Source organism: Haladaptatus pallidirubidus (genome assembly GCF_020700235.1).
GTDB lineage: Archaea > Halobacteriota > Halobacteria > Halobacteriales > Haladaptataceae > Haladaptatus > Haladaptatus pallidirubidus.
The window spans coordinates 64,858-82,736 of sequence record NZ_CP085307.1 but is presented as its reverse complement, the minus strand read 5'-3'; the positions used below and the strand labels follow the sequence as shown (position 1 = coordinate 82,736).

The window sequence follows — 17,879 nt, the reverse complement described above, 5'->3', positions numbered from 1 at the left end:
TGGCACCGGTGGCGGGCCATTTTGAATCAGTCGACTCCTTGGGATCCTTAGCGGCTGATACAAACTGACGCGGTAGAGGTTCTGCTTGTCTTTGTCGTCCTGATAGTCGATTTCAACGGTCAGCTCGATTTCTGCGCCCATGACATCACCGACTATCTAAGTCAACTTCTCCAGTCGACGGTAATAGTGAAATAATTCTAAGATGTTGGCACAAAAGTCGTTCCTCAGCTGCCGTTTCCGGAACGGTTGAGTTGCCCGGCTTAGTAGAGAAGGGTAGTGAGGAAACGCCTGTTCGGAACGCTATGTGGGTTGGCTTTCTTGATGAATTTCGGGCGAACTATCTTCGCACCATTATTTGACCCATTAACTGTTGCGTTTGGGACTAATCGAGCAACCATCGGCATTCTAATTTCGTTGGTGTGGCTTGGAACTGCGGTCCCACGAATTCCGATGGGGTACGTTCTTACCCACATTCCACGGCGTCAAGCAGTTCTCGGAACGGGAATCATACTTGCTGGAGCATCAGCACTCATCGCGCTCGCACATTCAATACCGACACTTCAAGTTGGGACGTTTTTGCTCGGGATGGCTAGCGGAGCTTATTACGTCGCTGCGGTTCCGCTGATCGCGGAATTATATCCGAATGCGGTTGGACGTACCGTCGGCATTCACGGTGCAGCTGCCCAACTGTCCGCAGTTCTTGCACCCACCCTCGTAGTTGGTATTCTACTCGTTGCCTCGTGGCGGATAGTATTCGTTGCTCTGGCAGTGTCTGCGATCATGATCAGCATCCTACTGGCAACGGTCATTCGCAGGTCTTCCATTGCGGATGACGCTACTCCAGACCACGCCTTTCTCGCAGCTGTGCGATCTCATTGGCGACTTATTGCGACCGGCCTCCTGATGGTCGGCGTTGCCGGGTTCATGTGGCAAGGATTATTCAATTTTTATGTTGTTTATTTGAATGTCGTAAAGGGGCTCCCGATAACAACGGCAAACCTTCTACTCACCGTCGTGTTCGCTGCCGGATTACCCGCGTTCTGGTTTGGGGGGCGGCTCGCTGATCGACTGCCGATTGTCCCGTATATTTTGGCGATATTAACTGGATTCGTAGGTTCGGTCGTTGCACTCATTTCTATCAGTGGCCTGGCTGGCTTGATCGTAATTTCCGTTTGCATTGGATACTCGATTCACAGCCTCTTTCCTGCCTTGGATACATACTTCCTCAATTCGCTTCCAGATGAAAGTCGCGGCGTCGTTTACGCAGCATTCACGGGCCTCTCCCTGTTAATCGAAGCAAACGGTACTGCCGTCGTCGGCCTGCTCACGGAGGCTGGCTATCGATTTGACGTCGTTTTCCTCGGACTCGCCCTGCTCGTTGGCGCTGCGATAGTCGTTCTCGCTGGACTCTATGTGACGGATCGACTCCCGGGGAAACCGGTGCCATAGCGTGATTTCCTTAGGGTGGATTATCTGTTTGTACTGTTTGCTACCTCACGAATGCTTTTTACGCCAATCATCAATGTCTATCTATGGCTTTCGACTTGTTAGTCAAAGACACCCATATCATCGATGGAACTGGTGCGCCCTGGTTCCGTGGCTCGATCGCAATCACAGACGGTACAATCGATAAAATTTTTCGCACACCATCTCCACAAATTACAGCGAGAACAATTCTCGATGGATCCGGGCTCATCACCTGTCCTGGATTCGTTGATACACACACTCACTCCGATCTCAAGCTCTTTTCCGACCCAACACTCGAGCCGAAACTTCGGCAAGGCATTACCACTGAAATCCTCGGCCAAGACGGGTTCTCGATGGCTCCCCTGTACCGAGACGAAGTGGATGCCTGGGAAACACATCTGAGTGGTATCAATGGACGACTCGAGGGCGAATGGGAGTGGAATAGCCTCGCGAGCTATCTCGATGCGATTGCCGAACAAGAGCTCGCTCCAAACGTCGCCACACTCGTTGGTCACAGTACAGTTCGTTTCAACGTACTCGGATTCAGCGACACATCTCCGACAGATGACGATCTCAATCAGATGGTCGAACACATTACGGAAGCGTTGGACGATGGAGCGATTGGGCTCTCCACTGGCCTCGTATATCCTCCGGCGAGATACGCTGATACGGGAGAGGTCAAACAACTTGCATCGGCCCTTCACGACTATGGCCGTCCGTTTGTCGCACACATACGAAATGAACGCGAACAAATCTGGAATGCACTCGACGAATTCATCGACATTGGAGCTGACGCTGGGATTCCATTGCACCTCTCGCATTTCAAGCTCGCCGGGCCACCACAACAAGGGAAAGTCGATCAGGCGTTAGCCGTCATCGAGACGGCTCGTGAGCGTGGTGTCGATTTCACCGTCGAACAGTATCCCTACACCGCCGGTAGTACGACACTCGCAAATGTGTTACCGCCATGGGTCCAAGCAGACGGACCCGAGCAAACACTTGTCTATCTCCGCGATGAGGAAAGCCGTGACCGAATTCGCCGAGACATCAACGAGTGGCGTATTGAGGGATGGGAAAACAGAGGCGCGTACACTGGTTGGGAAAATATCGAGGTGACGAGTGTCCAATCATCGGCCAACAAATCTGTCGAGGGCAAGAGTATCGCAACAATCGCTACCGAACGAGACACCGATCCGGTTTCCGTCGTCTGTGATCTCCTCGTAGATGAGGAACTCGAAGTGAGTATGCTGCTTCATCAACTTACGGAAACCGACGTTCGAGAGATCCTATGCAACGAACGCGTAAATATCGGTACCGACGGGCTATTCGGTGGTCGTCCCCATCCTCGTGTCTACGGAACCTATCCGAAGATTCTGGGTCAATACATCCGAGATGAGAACCTGCTCACGCTCGAGGAAGGCATTCGGAAGATGACCTCCCTTCCGGCCCGTGCAATGGGGCTTGACGACAAAGGAATCGTCCGTCCAAGTCTCGATGCTGATTTAGTCCTCTTCGATTCACGAACGGTTGGCACTGATGCCTCCTACGAGCATCCACGTCGATTTCCGACTGGTATCCCCCACGTGATCGTCAACGGCGAAATTGTCGTCCAAGATGGCGAGCTTACCGATGCGCGTCCTGGCCAAGTCATCCGCAAATAGTCGTTGCAATCGCTCTGGTCTACAGGCTGAACAGGTCGAGTGCCTCGGGGGGTGACCCCGCGGCGATTCACTATCGGAGTTTCCCTCGGGCTTGAACGGACCAAACCTCCTCTACGGTACCATCCCGGACGCCAACGATGGTGTCGTGAAGATTTATCGTAGTACAGACGTGCGGAACGATGAACTCCAATCGATCGCCGACTTCGATCGGTTCCTCACAGTCGCTCGTATCGATCCACCCGTGTTCTTCGGACGCATTCGCATAGTTGATATCGTCTCGATGCTTTGGAACGGGCATCTGAGGCTTGTCGAGCGAGAGCGTCTTACTGCCGGCGTCAACCACGGCACGGTCCTCCGTTGGTTTCGAGATAACGGTACTCACCACCGTCGCCGCACAGTCGTCCTTTCCGATATCGAACGGGCGATGTTCGAGTTCCCCGACGTCCATGAACGGATACATTCCCGGATTTATTTCAGTCACGACCGGATGCCTCCCGCTATATTTCGACGTTGCGGTCCCACCCACTTTGACTTCCTCGACCGGGATACCTTCGGCTTCGAGAAGATCGACCGTCCCTTCAGCGATGTCCATCGCGGCCATGCACTCATGTTCGTACTCGTCTCGTGTCGATGCGTCCGCCTTCACGTGTGCTTCATAGGCGAGTAGGCCACGCAGTTCCACGTGTGACTGATCTTGGATGAATCGTGCGACTTTAAGAGCTTGCTCGCCGGGCGAAACACCGGTTCGGTTCAACCCGACGTCGATTTCGAGGATGACGTCGATAGGCACGTCGTGCTCACTGGCGACCGTCTGCAGCGGTTCGATGTTATCGATACTATCGACGGTAGTGGCGAACCTCTCCATCTTCTGAGCCAGCCAGACGAGTCGGTGCAGCTTTCGCTCGCTGACAACTGTATACGAGAGGTAGATATCCTCGAGTCCGTTTTTCGCCATCACTTCGACTTCGCTGAGCGTTTGGCATACGATACCGCCGCCGTTCGAGATTTGGTTTTGGAGACGCGCGATTTCAGCGTTCTTGTGGGTCTTGATATGTGACCGTAGTCGGACGTCGTGTGTCTCCGCAAAGTTCGCATACTCCCGGAGATTGTCTTCCATCGTGTCGAGGTCGACGGTCAGTACTGGTGTTTCGAGTTCGTTTTTGGACGAGTAGAGGGTAGGCGTTATCCAGTCTGTCGTTGGTGTGGGCATAGTCTGTGGCAGTCGTCGTCTTTGGATTGTCGGTCACGTCACTCGCTGTCTGCTGATCGAATCCGCGGCGTACGTTCATCGCTTTCGGGTACGATACTCGGCTTGGTAAGCGAACTACGGGCGTCCTCTCACCTCTCGATGGATCGTGTCACAGTAACTCATCTCACACCAGGTAGAAAAACGATGGGTAGGCGGCATTCTTCACGCCAACTGTCGTCTTTCCGCATCGTCTCGAGCGGAGAACGCACCGGACTGGAACGAACAGTTGATGACACAAACCCTCACTGACAGGGATATTTTAACAAATGATGAATATATCGTTATGTTCGATGGTAACTCATTACACGACATGACCAATTCGCCGTACGGACGAGAAGGAAAGGAGTTGACACTCGCAGCCGCTGGTGACGCAATACTCACGCGCAAACAATCCATTTACGAGGACGAACGGTTCGTACGGCTACTGGACCGGATTCGAGACGCTGACGTCTCATTTGTAAACTTGGAGGTACTCCTCCACGACTACGAGGGATATCCGGCGGCGAACAGCGGAGGGACCTATATGCGGGCACCTCCGTGGGTTGCCGATGAACTTCGATGGAGCGGGTTCGATATCTTTGCTGCAGCGACGAACCACACGGGTGATTTTTCACACGGTGGTATGGAAGCGACGATGCAGGCACTGGACGAACGGGAGATTCCCTATGCCGGCCTCGGAGAAAACTTAGCGGACGCCCGACGACCGGCGTACGTCGATACCCCCGGCGGTCGCGTCGGAGTAGTCGCCGCTTGTTCGACGATCACGCCGGGAAGCGAAGCGGGGATACAGCGTCCGGATATACACGGTCGGCCGGGACTGTCACCATTACATCTCGAAACCCGCTATACGGTGCCGGAGGAGGTTCACGACCAACTAAAATCGATGAGTGAGAACCTCGGCCTGGAAGATCTCAAAGATCGTCACGAACGACTCGGGTTTCCGGTACCCGGAGGAAAACACGAGGGATTCTCGTTACTCAACGTCGGTGGAACACAGCACCTTCAATTCGAGGCAGGGGACGAGTTCGCGGTCACACAACGACCGAGAGAAGCAGATACGACGGCTATTCTCGATCAAATTTGTCAGGCACGGTCACAGTCCGACTGGGTTCTTGTGAGCCTCCACGTACACGAGGGAGTTGGTGGGGTACTCAACGATGAGACAGTCCCCGAGTTCCTCGAGCGGTTTGCCCACCAGTGCATCGATGCTGGCGCTGATGCGTTTCTTGGTCATGGGCCACACGTACTCCGTGGAATCGAGATCTACGATGGGGCACCGATCTTCTACAGTCTCGGGAACTTCATGATGCAGAATGAGACTGTGACGAAACTTCCCGCGGAATTATTCGACAAATACGACCTTCCGCGGTACGAATCTCTTCCGGCAGACCTCTTTGATGCCCGGATCAGTGACGAAGAAGAACGACGAATCGGGTTCCTGGCCGATGCTGCTTTCTGGGAGACGGTCGTTCCTGTGTGCCACTTCCAAGATGGGGGGTTACAGCAGATATCGCTGTATCCGGTCGATCTCGGCTACGAACAACCACGACCACGACGAGGCCGACCGGTACTTGCAACCGAAACCAAAGCGAGTGAGATCCTCGAAACGGCGGTGTCGTTGTCGGAACCGTACGGAACCGAAATCACGATTGACGGCGAAATCGGAAGGATAGACGTATAAAACACGGATCCAATCATTCTCGAAATCGTGGTCGTTCGGGTCTCCCCTAATCGGTATCCTCTATCGTGGGTGGTTGTCGTTGTTCGCCACGGTTCATGGCGCGCTTTGTCTTTCGTTCGAGATCTTCCAGGTTGTGTTTCCGTGCCGTTGCGAGCGCCTTTTCGTATTCCGGTTCCTGCATCAACGAGATACCGAAGAACAACAGTATCGACATCGGTAAGCCGACAAAGACGGGGTGAAGTCCCATGTATTCGGACGTTCCCGCGAAGTATCCGACCCACCACCACGCGACTGTGAGCCCGGCGCCCACGATGAGGCTCCAGAATGCCGCATCGGACGTTCCTCGTGGCCAATAAAATGTCGCAAGCCACGGAACGAGGACGCCGCCGGTCAGTGCAACGGCTCCGAACACGATCAGATCGATGATTCCCGGAACGATGAGCGCGAGTCCGAGTGAAAAGATCATCAACCCGACGACGGTGACCTGTGAAACCGTGGTTTGTTTGTCCCGTCCGGCATCGGGATTTAGATACCGGAGGTATATGTCGTCGACGACGTTCGAGGATCCGGAGAGCAGAAAACTATCGCCGCTACTCATGATCGCCGCTGCCAGTGCTGCCAGTACGACACCGGCCAACCAGTCCGGCAGGATGTCCATCGCCATCTGAGGCATGATGAGTTGTGGATTCTGGATATCTGCATACATCACCAATCCAATCGCGCCGATTATCAGCGGAACAGGGATAAACGCGAGTCCGATAAAACCGTTCAGCGTTGTCCCCACGAATCCGTCTCGTGGGCTCTTCGCGGACATTATCCGTTGTAGATAGCCTTGTCGTACGAGCATCGTAGGAACGAGTGTAACAACGTACCCAGCGATGAGCGTCCATTTCATCGCAAACAGATCGAAGGCCTGTGGTGCTACGTCGGTGACCTGGGATGTCGCCGACGAGAAACCACCGAGATTCATCATCCCCATAATGGCCAGCAACCATAGCCCGACGAACAGGATACAGCCCTGGACAAAGTCCGTCCACATCACGGCCGACATCCCACCCATGACGGTATATGCTGTGATGATTATTGCACCGATGATGGCCGCCTCCGTGACCGTTATTGCGTCTGCAAATAGAAAACTAATGATCGTCCCAGCAGCCAGCCATTGCGCACCGAGTGTGCTGATGAATCGAAGCAGATAGAACGGGACCGCTGCTGCTCGGGTTTTTTCGTCGTACCGATCCTCGAGCATCGACGGAATTGTGATATTCCGAGTTTTCGGGAGCTTGTGGCCCAACAGGAACGCTACGATGAAGAAGCTGAATATCGCGATACCGTAACTCCAGAATGCGGTGATACTCTCAGCTTCGAATGTAGACGCAGATAACCCGATCGTTCCCCCTGCCCCGATTGCTGTTGCAAAGAACGAGAGTGCAATGAGATACCATGGGGCCCCCTTACCAGCCAAGAAAAAGTCTTCAAGGTCAGCGATCCCTTTCTGATGGAAGTAATATCCGATTCCAAGCATTCCTATGATGTAAACTATGACGATACCAGCGATTATTTCTCGGACCATGTGGTAGTGAATCACAGCCAAAGAATATAAAACTCATCTTGGGAGAAAAATAGTTTATTGTACAGGCGCTGTCGAAAATCAAGTTGATTATCGGAAAACCAGCTGCTCTGCCTCCTTTCATATCTAGCGAAAGGCCAAAGAAGGATAGAATTACCGTATAAGAGTAAATAAAGAAGAGCTAGGAGGGATATTCCGGATTTTGATGTTTGTGAGGATGGAGGAGTCGGTATTAAGTTTGCTGTGAGAGACAATTTTAACGTAGTGGCTGATACACCCACCACAATAACGCAAAGACATGCAGTAGTTGCAGAGAGAAGCGTATTGCGATTAATTTCGATTATCTAGACAGGTTTTATATCTCATTCGCTATTTTGTTTGTTTCGATAATCAAAAGCCGAAATATATCTGATTGGCCACTATGTAGAACGTTTTGGGCGGTTCTCAGCGGAACTCACCATCCCAATCTCGCCTCCCTCTTCTATTTATGTCACGCCAAATGACGCTGTCCGATGTGGTCGCCCAGCGAACGCTGACCGAGTGCGCGGCTGGTTCGACCGAACTCGACAACACACTGACAACTGACCACGCCCTTATTGATATGATTATGAGATATGCTCAGGGTGGTCACACCGATGAGCGACCACACCCTTATCCGAATCAGTCTCCTAATAGAAGCTATGGTAGATGACAAACAGAGCCGAGACGAGAAAGCGGACGACGAAGAGCGACGCCCGCCAGAGCGGGAGCGAGAGGAAGTACGTAACCGTGTCGAGGAAGACAAACCAAAGCAGGGTAATCATAATAGTCAGCTTGGTGACCTTGATGAAGTACTCGAAGCCCAGAACTATCCAACCGCGACGGATGAATTGGTCGAAGCCTATGGCGACTATGTGATCCAAACTCAGCGCGGGGAGGAAACCCTCGAGGAAGTGCTTGCCTCAACCGATAACCAAATGTACGACTCTGCCGATGACGTTCGAAGGCGGCTACTGGGATTAGTACATCGCTAATAAATACGACCCAACACCCCCGTCTCGTTAGTTGGGCATCCCTTGATCTGAGACAACTCTCCTCTGTCTGTAACACAGAGGTCCAAGAAAGCTGTGGACCGATACGTGCTCTCTATTCAGTCCAACCGCTAGACCCGATCACCTTTTGAGGGTTTCAACAAGGTCATATTAGTAGACTATACTAACCCTGGGATATCTACTTTCGTTTTGGCTGGCGACTGTTTACACCGATTCGGAGCAAAACCGCTGTGTATGCTCCGTGAGACGGCCCTGTTCGATACACTCCACAGCGAGCTTGCGATCGTCTTGAAGGAGACATGAGCCGACGAGACCGATGCTGAGCGGCTTGCCACACGAATGCTCGAAAATGACGGGGACAAACGACTACTGATCGGCGTCACTGGGGGAGCAGTAGCGGTCCTCACCTACAATCGATTGATGAACTCGATCAATTGATCGCCGATCGAGACTGACCGACTGGGGTAGAGAGCAGAAATAGTCTATGTGTAAATATAATTCACCCGCGCAACGCTGTTCTCCAATTAGTTTATGCTCTGTCTTCAGCACGCACCTTCAAACAGGAGCTGAGTAGGTCAGGGGCGACTGCGCAAGATACAGGGCGCGTATCTAACACTACTAGCTAAAACCGATTACTTCCTTAATGACTGTTTTCTCCGAATAATTGGTACTTGGCAACGAGGTAAAACCGGCCAACTGCGATTGCCGCAATGAAAAGGCCAACGACGATAGCGAGGACAGTTGGCATTTCTAGCTGAAAGAGGAAATAGAGAGCCTCCGCCACTGCGACGGCGAGTACTACCACACCAGCGATAAATATCTCTTGTTGACTTCACGGAGCATCGGTGGGTGTGGCTTCACTCATTGATATCTATTCACCTTACAAGAAGATAACAATTCCGACGAACGTCTCAGTTGGAGTTACGTACCTCGTCTGTGCTGCTAAATACACGCTCTGTACTTAGCACGATCGGTAAAGATCCCGAGTTCGTGGTGTGAACTTTTCACTCTCTGTGAATACCGATGCATATGAAGAAGGTCTCTCTCGACGACCGAGAGCCCGCTGTTCTTGGAGAGAATCTTCAGCGTCGTGGATTGTCTGAACCCCTGGAGACAACCAATCTCGCACTCAAATTCATACTCATATGGCGAAGGTGGTCTCCGATTCGTCTGCCCACGCTGCGATGCCGAGCAGACACCACAGAACTGTCCTGAGTGTGGTGATGACGACTTGCGCATAACTCTCGGTAACCAAACTCAAACAATAGTCGTCTGCCAGGGCTGCAGGACGGTATTCAAGACTCCTCCACTGCGAGAGTAAGAGTCGGTTCTTAACCAGATCGAACTCACTCGCAGATTCCAATATACGCTGTCGCAAACCGTTGATATCCAACGCTCTATACGAGTGATAAAGACCATGGCTATTCATCTAGGGTTCGGTATTGGGGGAGAAATCCAGCAGAAAGGGCGTGTTCAGTCGCCCGTGAAACCACCGCCTGGCCATATCCTTCACTACGGTGGTTTGGGTGCGTGACAACTGCAATATGTGCAATCACGTCATCCCAAATTTCATACCCTGCTATGGCGACGAGTTCTTCACTGACGAACAGACCCACTGTATTTCCGGCAGAAAATTTCAATCCGCCTTGTTCCCACTCTTCCTCCAAAATGGCCGCTCGAAATTCCTCATAAGCAGTCTTGTCACTAGGGGTCAAAACCCGAGCAGTAGAATCGATTGGAGTGAAGGATTCTCGGTCAGCATAGCCATAGAAGGTTGGACCGAGTACTTGGTGAACTCTCTTGAGGTCATCTAACCGCTCTACAATCGCATCCGGATCATCTAAACCGCCACTCTCGAGGGCGTCGATCTGCTGCCCATGTGCCTCCATATATGTATCAGGAATTCCGAGAACGCTCGCACCATTTCGACGAAAGACCTGTATGCCTCCTTCATTCGCTGAACCGATTGTTTTCCCACTCGTCTCAAATGCAGCTGGGGAAACACCGAGCCGATCAGCCCAGTACTGGCGTAGTATCCACAATGTACTCAGTCTCGGAGGATGGTTTTGATGCGTGCCTTTCTTTCAGTGTAGATCCCAGTGACTCAACTGTTAGGCTAAAAGCTGACAGTGATAACACGCGCCCGCGGGTAGGATTCGTGATTGCCTCACAGCCACCACACAGGCGCGGACTTCCTCACCAATTCATCCCGGGATTATCGGCGGCTTGTCGGACCCAAGAAGCGACTTGCTCCTCGTCCAGCGTGTCTGTCTCCTTTATATCTAGAGCCTGTCTCTCCGGAGCCGTCCCGCTGGGCGGCTCTGGCTTAAGGTACGATTCGCACACGAATGTCAGTTTCACGTGTTTTGAGAACGCACTGAATGACGCGAACCATCCGTGGTCTTCGACGCCATAGAACGGCTGGTGATACTTCACGGCGCGGCGCATATCAGAGACTTCGCGTTGGATGATCTCGTCGAATTGTGTTGCAATCTCATGTTTCCATCCCGGCAATGCTGCAATATACGCCTTCACCGCAGCCGATCCATCGGTATCATCGTTTCGCCGCGCCTTCTGATACTGTTTTTCTCGGTCCTTCCATGCCTGCTCCGTCGGAACCTGGTCCGGCAGCTCGATTTCCCCGAAGTCTTCGTCCACGATGGTTTTCTTCCCCTCTCGGCCTGCTATCGCGGTCACGACTACGACCGGGTCTGACGCTTCGGGTCCAGAAAACAGGTCAAAGTCCAGCCGCAACGTCCCGCCTCGCCAGTGGCGAGCAAAGCCCACCCAGCCGTCGGTATGGTCGTCCCGAGTGTCTTGTTCAACTCGGAACAGGCCCAGTAAGGCTGGAATAGCGTCGGCACCCCACTGGAGCCCCTTGTCAAGATCCGTGAAACGTACCCCCTCGTCGTGGTCTTTACTGTAGTAGGGTGCTCTGATCGCTCGGTTCGCCATCACGAGTTCGGAAACCCGCTGAGTCGTAAGTGGGCTGGACACACTCATACTCTCTAAATGTAGTATTGAATCATCAATATTCCGCGTTCCTCGGAAGAGCGGTAAGCCGGATTCCTCCTATTAGGGCAGAGCGTCGAGGCTTCACGGGATTTCAATCGCTAAGTGATCCTACCGACGTGGTAGTAGAAAGTCACGTCTCGCCTCAGAATGCTCTGGCTGACTATTTAACTAGAAGGTTAAATAGTAGACTGTCGTATACTCAACCAGATGGTTGAACAGGAGCCAGACGACCTGGACCTCGACGCGGTTTTCCAGGCACTCTCTCATCCGATTCGTCGGTCAATCCTCAAACAGTTGACTGATGGCCCGGAGAGTGTGAGCGACTTGGCCGAGCCTCACGACGTTTCCCTGCCAGCCGTATCCAAGCACCTACGCGTGCTGGAGGATGCTGGGTTAATCGACGTCGAAAAGGACGGTCTTGTTCGACGCTGTCACCTCGACGCCGCACCGCTTTCCGCGGCGTTCGGGTGGTTAACTCAGTACCGCGTTTTCTGGGAGGACCGGTTAGATGCGCTGGCCAACCATCTGGAGAACGAAGACCAATGACAGACAACGTCAAGGAAGATGATGCATCAACAACAGAGAACTCCGCCGACGAGGGACGGAGCATAACCGTAAGTCGCGTGATTGAAGCGCCGACCGAGCGGGTGTACGAGGCGTTTCTTACTCCTGACGACATTGCGGTGTGGTCGCCCCCCGAAGGGTTCCGCGCTGAGGTTCAGGAAGTCGAGCCTGAAGAAGGGGGATCCTTCCGCGTTGAGAACATCGGCGAGGCCGAAGGGATGGAACAATACTCCCACACGTTCGAAGGCACCTACCAAGAACTGAAACGCGGTGAGAAGATAGTCTGGACGGACGAGTCGGGAGAGGGTGAGGATTCTAGTACCGTTACGGTTACCTTGAATGCGGTCCCTGACGGGACCGAGGTCACCCTCCGGTTAGATGGTATCTCCGAGGATGTCGCCGAAGAATACGGGGTCGCAGAAGCATGGGAAGACTCCCTTCGGAAACTCGCCGGTCAGGTGGAGGACTAACCATGTCAGCAGACACCACTAGTGGAGAAGCACCCACAGAACCCACGACGGGTGAGGACCAAGATTGGGGGAGAGTCGCCCTGTGTGTAGTGGTCGCCATAATCGCGGCCCTCGGTATCCACTACGTCCTCTTTGAGGTCGTGTTCACGGGCATGAATCTTTCCCCGACCGTACACGCGTTCGTAGGAATGGTTCTATTCTTCCTCGCCGGCTTCGTATCTTTCAGCACAATCTATTGAGCATCTTCGATTAATATTTTATTAGTGGCACTGTCTAGTTAAGCAAAACCACACGAAGAGAGCGTGACAAACCGCGGATGTTGTAGTGACTTCCCAGCCTGTTCGTCAATGGAGTTTGAGCCTGACCGACGCTGTCCACGGTTCTGTCTGTTCGTTTCCAGAAAACGACAATCGGATTCGATCGGCTAGCGACACGCCGTGCCAGTGCCTGCTATCGATTTGGCTTATGTAGACAGTGCCCGCAAAATCTTGATTTCGGTGTCGAAGGGGTGAAGAAGAGTTGTAAGATGTATTGGAAGACACGGCCGGAGCGTCCGGTATCGACTTCGAGGTGACCAAACACCGCGAACTGCAGAAAACGGAGTATCCGACGCACTACGTTGATATCGAGATCCAGTACAACGCTGTTCTCGATCAATAGAACACGACGAATCTGGACGTTATGATCGACGAATACGTTGGATTCGCCTCGGTAGACCATCTCCACAGCTACGAGGACGTCCCCGAATTCGAGTTGACCGCGTACAGCCTGGAAGAGATCTTCGCAGAGAAGTTGCGAGCGCTCTATCAGCGGTCACAGGCTCGTGATTATTACGACCTTTATCGGATGATTACCGAGGCCGACATCGATGACTCCGCTATCCTCCCGGCATTCACGCGGAAGTGTGAACACGACGGTCTGAACATTGACCTCCGAGACGGGCTTCCCAGAGAGAAACGGGACGAATTTCGTGAGAGCTGGCAGAATACATTCCGATTTGGTTGCTTGCAGACCTCCCTGAGTTCGACTCAGTCTACGAAGCACTCGAAGACTACATCGATTCGCTAGTCGATGAATAGCAACGCTAGTATTGCTAGTGGGCGACAGTGCGGCCGAGCTCCCGGGTGTGCTCGCTCTCGCTTACATCGTACCGCTCTTCTATCGAGCGAAGTCGTTCCTATAATCTGATTCGTCATTCATCATCATCGAGGATCTCGACGATCCCTTGTGTCCCATCGATCCGTACTCGTTGCCCCGTTTTAATGCGGCGGGTCGCCTCGGACACCGACACTACCGCAGGAAGTCCGTATTCGCGCGCGACGAGCGCGCCGTGGCTCATTTGGCCGCCGACCTCCACGACCATCCCTGCCGCGTTCAGGAATAATGGCGTCCAGCCGGGGTCGGATGACGGAGCGATGAGTATTTCACCCTTCTCGATCGTTTCCTCGGACGGATCACGGACGACCCGAGCGACCCCTTCGACGACGCCACCAGAGACACCGGTCCCGACGAGTGCCCCCTCGGGAACGTCTTCGCGCTCGATGCGACTACTTGGCGCTTCACCCTCACTGGTTAACACAGGTGGAGCGTCCACGGTTTTGTGCCGCTCGAACTCCGCGCGCCGAGAGGCAATATCGATCTCAGGTAGGTTGCCCTCCAGTGCAGCAAACAACTCCTCTCGTCGGAGGAACCAGACATCATTAATTTCGTCCAACTGCCCTTCGTCGACGAGTAACTCACCAGCGTCGCGGATTGCTTCGTGCCACGCCGCAAATAGGTGGGCAAGACCATGTTTCGGATGCTCGCGTGTCTGGATGTAGCCGCGATAGGTTCGAATCAGCCGGCGGACAACTCGTTTGCAAAGTGGGCCGAACACCCCGCAGTCGGCCCGTTCTTCGAGGTACCTCGCCGCTGCGGACGCCTGCTTTTCCATTTGGCGGAGATGCTCACGGTGTTCACCCGCTTGCTCGTGTTTGACGTTTGCCCGAACCGTCGCGAGTAATCCAGAGGGTTCATCGCGCCACCGAGGACGGCTAATATCGAGTTCACCGGTCGCACGGTGGCCGAACTCCTCGAGAAAGTCGTCGAGGGCAGCACGGAACGCCTCGCCTCCCTCGAGCGATTCAATCTCATCAAGCGATGTACCCTCTCGCAGTGCATGGGCGACCGCTGGATGATCACGCGCCACATCAGCGAGGTCCCCTAGACCAAGATTGATTCGCGTCACCAATTCATCTGGGAAGCCCCTACCGACATCGTTCAGTTCCTCGGGAGAATCTGGGAACAGCTGCTGGAGTAACCCGTCTGCTACCTGAGCAGCATACAACGGTCCGAGGCGCGGGTAGTTTGTGAGTGCACTATTATCGCTATCAAAGACCGCCCGAGCGCGTTCAGCGGGTGTTTCGGGTGTACGTACGGGGGCAGCAGCGTTCCATCCCCACGTGTTCCACCGAGCTTCCTCTCGCTTCGGGGTGGGCTCCCCGATGAACGCTCCGAAGAATCCACTCACCACTGCCGAGATCATCGGTCGCGCTTGTGTCCGAACCGCGCTAGTGACTTGATTCACTAATGAGAGAATCTTACGAGCTGTCCACTTCTCTTGGAACTCATCACCACGTCGAGCCAACAGATCATCAACGGCAATACCAAGCGGTTCACTGGTTGCTGATAGCCACTTCGGGAATCCACGGCGAACAAAACCGATCTTCAAAAACGGCGTCATATCGATGTAGACCCGCCCACCGGCCTCAACTGCCCACTGCGCGGTCGTATCCATTCCCAACTCCACCATCCAGAGGTTGCAGAACTCAATCCATACGTCTCTGACGAGCGGTGGCATCGCTTCGGCAAACGCTTGAACGTGTCCCAAACTGAAGTAGACATGGAGGCGATCGTCGTCCGGCAGAGGCGATGGCAGGGGGAACAGTGACGTGATCGGGCGGGACTGTACGACGTAGAATTCTTCCCCCTTTAGACACCATTCAATATCCTGGGGACTCTCCAACAACGCTTCGATTTCCTCGCCTAACTCCACAAGGGTCTGAATCTGCTCAACCGTGAGCACACGCGAGCTGCGTTCGGTCGTGTTTAGTTTGACCGTCTCGGTTCCCCCTTCCGGAATTGGTCGAACCGCACTCTGTTGATCCCCAACCTCATAGTCCAGCACCTCATCGGTTCTCGTATCAACGCGAATGTTGTCTGCGGTCACCTCCCCAGACACTAACGCCTCTCCGAGTCCCATTCCGGCCTCGATGGATGCAATGTGACGATTGCCCGTTTGTGGATCGGCGGTGAAGAGGATTCCAGAGATATCGGGTATGACCATCTGTTGGACGACGACCGCAATCGAAACCTCCTCGTGAGCGACGTCGTTTCTAGCTCGATAGGCGATCGCGCGATCGGTGAACAGACTCGCCATGCAGGCGCGAACTCGAGCGATGATCTCATCTGCGCCACGAACGTTAAGGAACGTCTCCTGTTGGCCTGCAAACGACGCCTCCGGGAGATCTTCGGCTGTCGCGCTCGAACGAACCGCATACGTCTGTTCTGGGTCGCTCGCTATCTCATTTAGGGCAGTTTCGATTGTGTCTCGGATCTCCTCCGAAACACTGCGGTTCTGGATTCGAGCACGTAATGCGCTTCCCGCATCCGAAATCGCCGCTGTGTCTGACGGATCGAGTCCTGCGAGCTTGTCGATAGCTTCTTTGATGGCAGGATCGTCGATTAGTTCCTCATATGCAGCAGTCGTCACACAGAAGCCCGCAGGCACCGGGAGGTCAGCTTCGACGAGTTGAGCGAGGTTCGCGCCCTTGCCACCAACGAGGGCGCGATTTGTTGCCCTGGTGTCGTCGAGCGAGACGACATATGTACCGGCTGTTCGGGCGTCTTCAATCTCACTCATGAGTGTCTCCTGCAGAATCAGGTTCGTTCGTTAGTCCGTCTGCAACGGCAGCGATGAGCGTGTCCCGAACTGCTGGGTAATGATCCTCGCCGATATCGTCCTCGTGGAGCGTGATGTATGCTACTGATTCAATCGCACGCGCGATTATCTCCGGATCAGGGCCGGACACCCGCTCGTCGTCGTACCACTGTTCGATGTATGGTAGAAGATACGCCACGTCGTGTTCACGCTCCGCTTCTCGTTTTTGCTCCGCGTACTGGGCCTTGATCCGGTCGAATTCGTCTTCGACAATGACCTGGTGGATAAGGGAATTTGATTCGAATTCGTTCGTGAGGAGTTTGAGAAACGCTGCGATCGCGTCTTCTGGATCATCGTGTTCTTCGAAGGAATTCCCCAATAAACGGGGGGCAAACTCCCTGCTATACTCCTTTAAGATTTCGATATAGAGCTCCTCTTTAGAGTCGTAAAAATGATAAAACGTCCCTGTAGCGATTTCGGCGGGTTCTGTGAGTTCCTGTAGCGTGGTCTTGCGTAGCCCATAGCGGCCAAACAGTTCGCGCCCAGTCTCGTGAAGTGTCTCACGAACCCGTTCTCGCTTTGCATCAGTGAAGCGTGGCATGCGTGGTATAGGGTAGTGTGGTGGAAGTTTGGTTGTGAAGTCGAGCATCGTCGATCGCCCCTGAATGGATGCCGCTGGCCGTTTTCCCTGTCAAGTGGTGTTTGTCACTGTTGATTCTCTTGACTTCTTCTGCCTGTTTTCGGCCAAGAAACGTACGACACCAGTGGACGACACCTATTCGGATTCCCATCTCCTTCGCGCCGAAGTATTTGATAGCTTCGTTCTGCCTACCGGCATTTGAGCGGTTCTCGCCTTCGCTGTTGTCCGTTGTCCAAAGGTTCGATCGAAACGAGTCCATTGGGCATCCTATAAGTTCGTCTTCGACATATGAGTATATGAATATTTTGATTAGAATATTCATATAGCCGGAGACCGGAGGTCAGCTACTGCATTGTGGTGGGACGGATTCCATAGACTCCGTTGAAATCCTATTGTCTCTATACCTTTCTCCCGCTGAAACAGCCGTTAGGTAGATGTGCGAATCTATCGTCGATAATTATGACAGATTCAATAGGTATTCTTCGGTCCGTGTTGAATACACATCGTATATCGGTTACTCGGTCTCACTGACCTCGTCTCATGACACCCGAGCCGACTCATCGTCCATTGTTGGTCAGTGGGTTAATTGTTATAAAAATCGATGTTACAGCA

The 17,879-nt window shown here is 53.4% G+C and carries 16 protein-coding genes; 10 read left to right on the top strand and 6 right to left on the bottom strand.

Annotated elements, in window-relative coordinates:
* Positions 1-276: 276 nt before the first annotated feature.
* Both LIX15_RS30095 and LIX15_RS30090 read left to right on the top strand, forming a co-directional pair.
* Entirely contained in the window at positions 277-1,449 is a 1,173-nt protein-coding gene (locus LIX15_RS30095; protein WP_265338471.1) for an MFS transporter, read from the top strand.
* An 83-nt stretch (positions 1,450-1,532) separates the two neighbouring features.
* Positions 1,533-3,128, top strand: coding sequence for an N-acyl-D-amino-acid deacylase family protein (locus LIX15_RS30090; RefSeq protein WP_227779090.1), 1,596 nt, complete (start codon positions 1,533-1,535; stop codon positions 3,126-3,128).
* 70 nt (positions 3,129-3,198) lie between these two features.
* On the opposite strand, the gene LIX15_RS30085 is transcribed toward LIX15_RS30090, so the two are convergent.
* Positions 3,199-4,338, bottom strand: coding sequence for an alanine racemase (locus LIX15_RS30085; RefSeq protein WP_227779089.1), 1,140 nt, complete (start codon positions 4,336-4,338; stop codon positions 3,199-3,201).
* 349 nt (positions 4,339-4,687) lie between these two features.
* Between LIX15_RS30085 and LIX15_RS30080 the strand changes: the two genes are divergently transcribed.
* Positions 4,688-6,058, top strand: a complete 1,371-nt coding sequence (locus LIX15_RS30080) for a CapA family protein (RefSeq protein WP_227779088.1) — start codon at positions 4,688-4,690, stop codon at positions 6,056-6,058.
* Between the two features lie 46 nt (positions 6,059-6,104).
* Here the strand turns inward: LIX15_RS30080 and LIX15_RS30075 are convergent, their stop codons facing one another.
* The gene (locus tag LIX15_RS30075; protein ID WP_227779087.1) at positions 6,105-7,631 is read right to left on the bottom strand and encodes a sodium:solute symporter family protein; all 1,527 of its coding nucleotides are present in this window, start codon (positions 7,629-7,631) and stop codon (positions 6,105-6,107) included.
* A 677-nt stretch (positions 7,632-8,308) separates the two neighbouring features.
* Here LIX15_RS30075 and LIX15_RS30070 point away from each other — a divergent pair.
* Entirely contained in the window at positions 8,309-8,641 is a 333-nt protein-coding gene (locus LIX15_RS30070) for a DUF5789 family protein (protein ID WP_227779086.1), read from the top strand.
* A gap of 1,439 nt (positions 8,642-10,080) precedes the next feature.
* Here LIX15_RS30070 and LIX15_RS30065 read toward each other — a convergent pair.
* Both LIX15_RS30065 and LIX15_RS30060 read right to left on the bottom strand, forming a co-directional pair.
* On the bottom strand, positions 10,081-10,548 hold the full coding sequence (locus tag LIX15_RS30065) for a GNAT family N-acetyltransferase (protein ID WP_227779085.1): 468 nt from the start codon (positions 10,546-10,548) through the stop codon (positions 10,081-10,083).
* 307 nt (positions 10,549-10,855) lie between these two features.
* Entirely contained in the window at positions 10,856-11,662 is an 807-nt protein-coding gene (locus LIX15_RS30060) for a DUF1801 domain-containing protein (protein ID WP_227779084.1), read from the bottom strand.
* Positions 11,663-11,881: 219 nt separating this feature from the next.
* Between LIX15_RS30060 and LIX15_RS30055 the strand changes: the two genes are divergently transcribed.
* From LIX15_RS30055 to LIX15_RS30040, 5 genes are all read left to right on the top strand, one after another.
* A complete protein-coding gene (locus tag LIX15_RS30055) occupies positions 11,882-12,220 on the top strand; it encodes an ArsR/SmtB family transcription factor (protein ID WP_227779083.1) in 339 nt (112 codons plus the stop codon).
* Entirely contained in the window at positions 12,217-12,708 is a 492-nt protein-coding gene (locus LIX15_RS30050) for an SRPBCC domain-containing protein (protein WP_227779082.1), read from the top strand. Before LIX15_RS30055 ends, LIX15_RS30050 begins: the two co-directional genes overlap by 4 nt.
* Before the next feature lie 2 nt (positions 12,709-12,710).
* A complete protein-coding gene (locus LIX15_RS30045; protein ID WP_227779081.1) occupies positions 12,711-12,947 on the top strand; it encodes a hypothetical protein in 237 nt (78 codons plus the stop codon).
* 292 nt (positions 12,948-13,239) lie between these two features.
* The gene (locus LIX15_RS33075; protein ID WP_265338470.1) at positions 13,240-13,368 is read left to right on the top strand and encodes a hypothetical protein; all 129 of its coding nucleotides are present in this window, start codon (positions 13,240-13,242) and stop codon (positions 13,366-13,368) included.
* Between the two features lie 21 nt (positions 13,369-13,389).
* Positions 13,390-13,776: a nucleotidyl transferase AbiEii/AbiGii toxin family protein gene (locus LIX15_RS30040; protein WP_227779080.1), complete on the top strand. Its 387-nt coding sequence runs from the start codon at positions 13,390-13,392 to the stop codon at positions 13,774-13,776.
* Positions 13,777-13,900: 124 nt separating this feature from the next.
* Here the strand turns inward: LIX15_RS30040 and LIX15_RS30035 are convergent, their stop codons facing one another.
* Positions 13,901-16,609: a PEP/pyruvate-binding domain-containing protein gene (locus LIX15_RS30035; protein ID WP_227779079.1), complete on the bottom strand. Its 2,709-nt coding sequence runs from the start codon at positions 16,607-16,609 to the stop codon at positions 13,901-13,903.
* Positions 16,602-17,228 carry a TetR/AcrR family transcriptional regulator gene (locus LIX15_RS30030; protein ID WP_227779078.1) on the bottom strand — a complete coding sequence of 209 codons (627 nt, stop codon included), beginning with the start codon at positions 17,226-17,228 and terminating at the stop codon, positions 16,602-16,604. Before LIX15_RS30030 ends, LIX15_RS30035 begins: the two co-directional genes overlap by 8 nt.
* Before the next feature lie 64 nt (positions 17,229-17,292).
* On the opposite strand from LIX15_RS30030, the gene LIX15_RS30025 reads away from it, so the two are divergent.
* Positions 17,293-17,469: a hypothetical protein gene (locus LIX15_RS30025; RefSeq protein WP_227779077.1), complete on the top strand. Its 177-nt coding sequence runs from the start codon at positions 17,293-17,295 to the stop codon at positions 17,467-17,469.
* Positions 17,470-17,879: the final 410 nt, after the last annotated feature.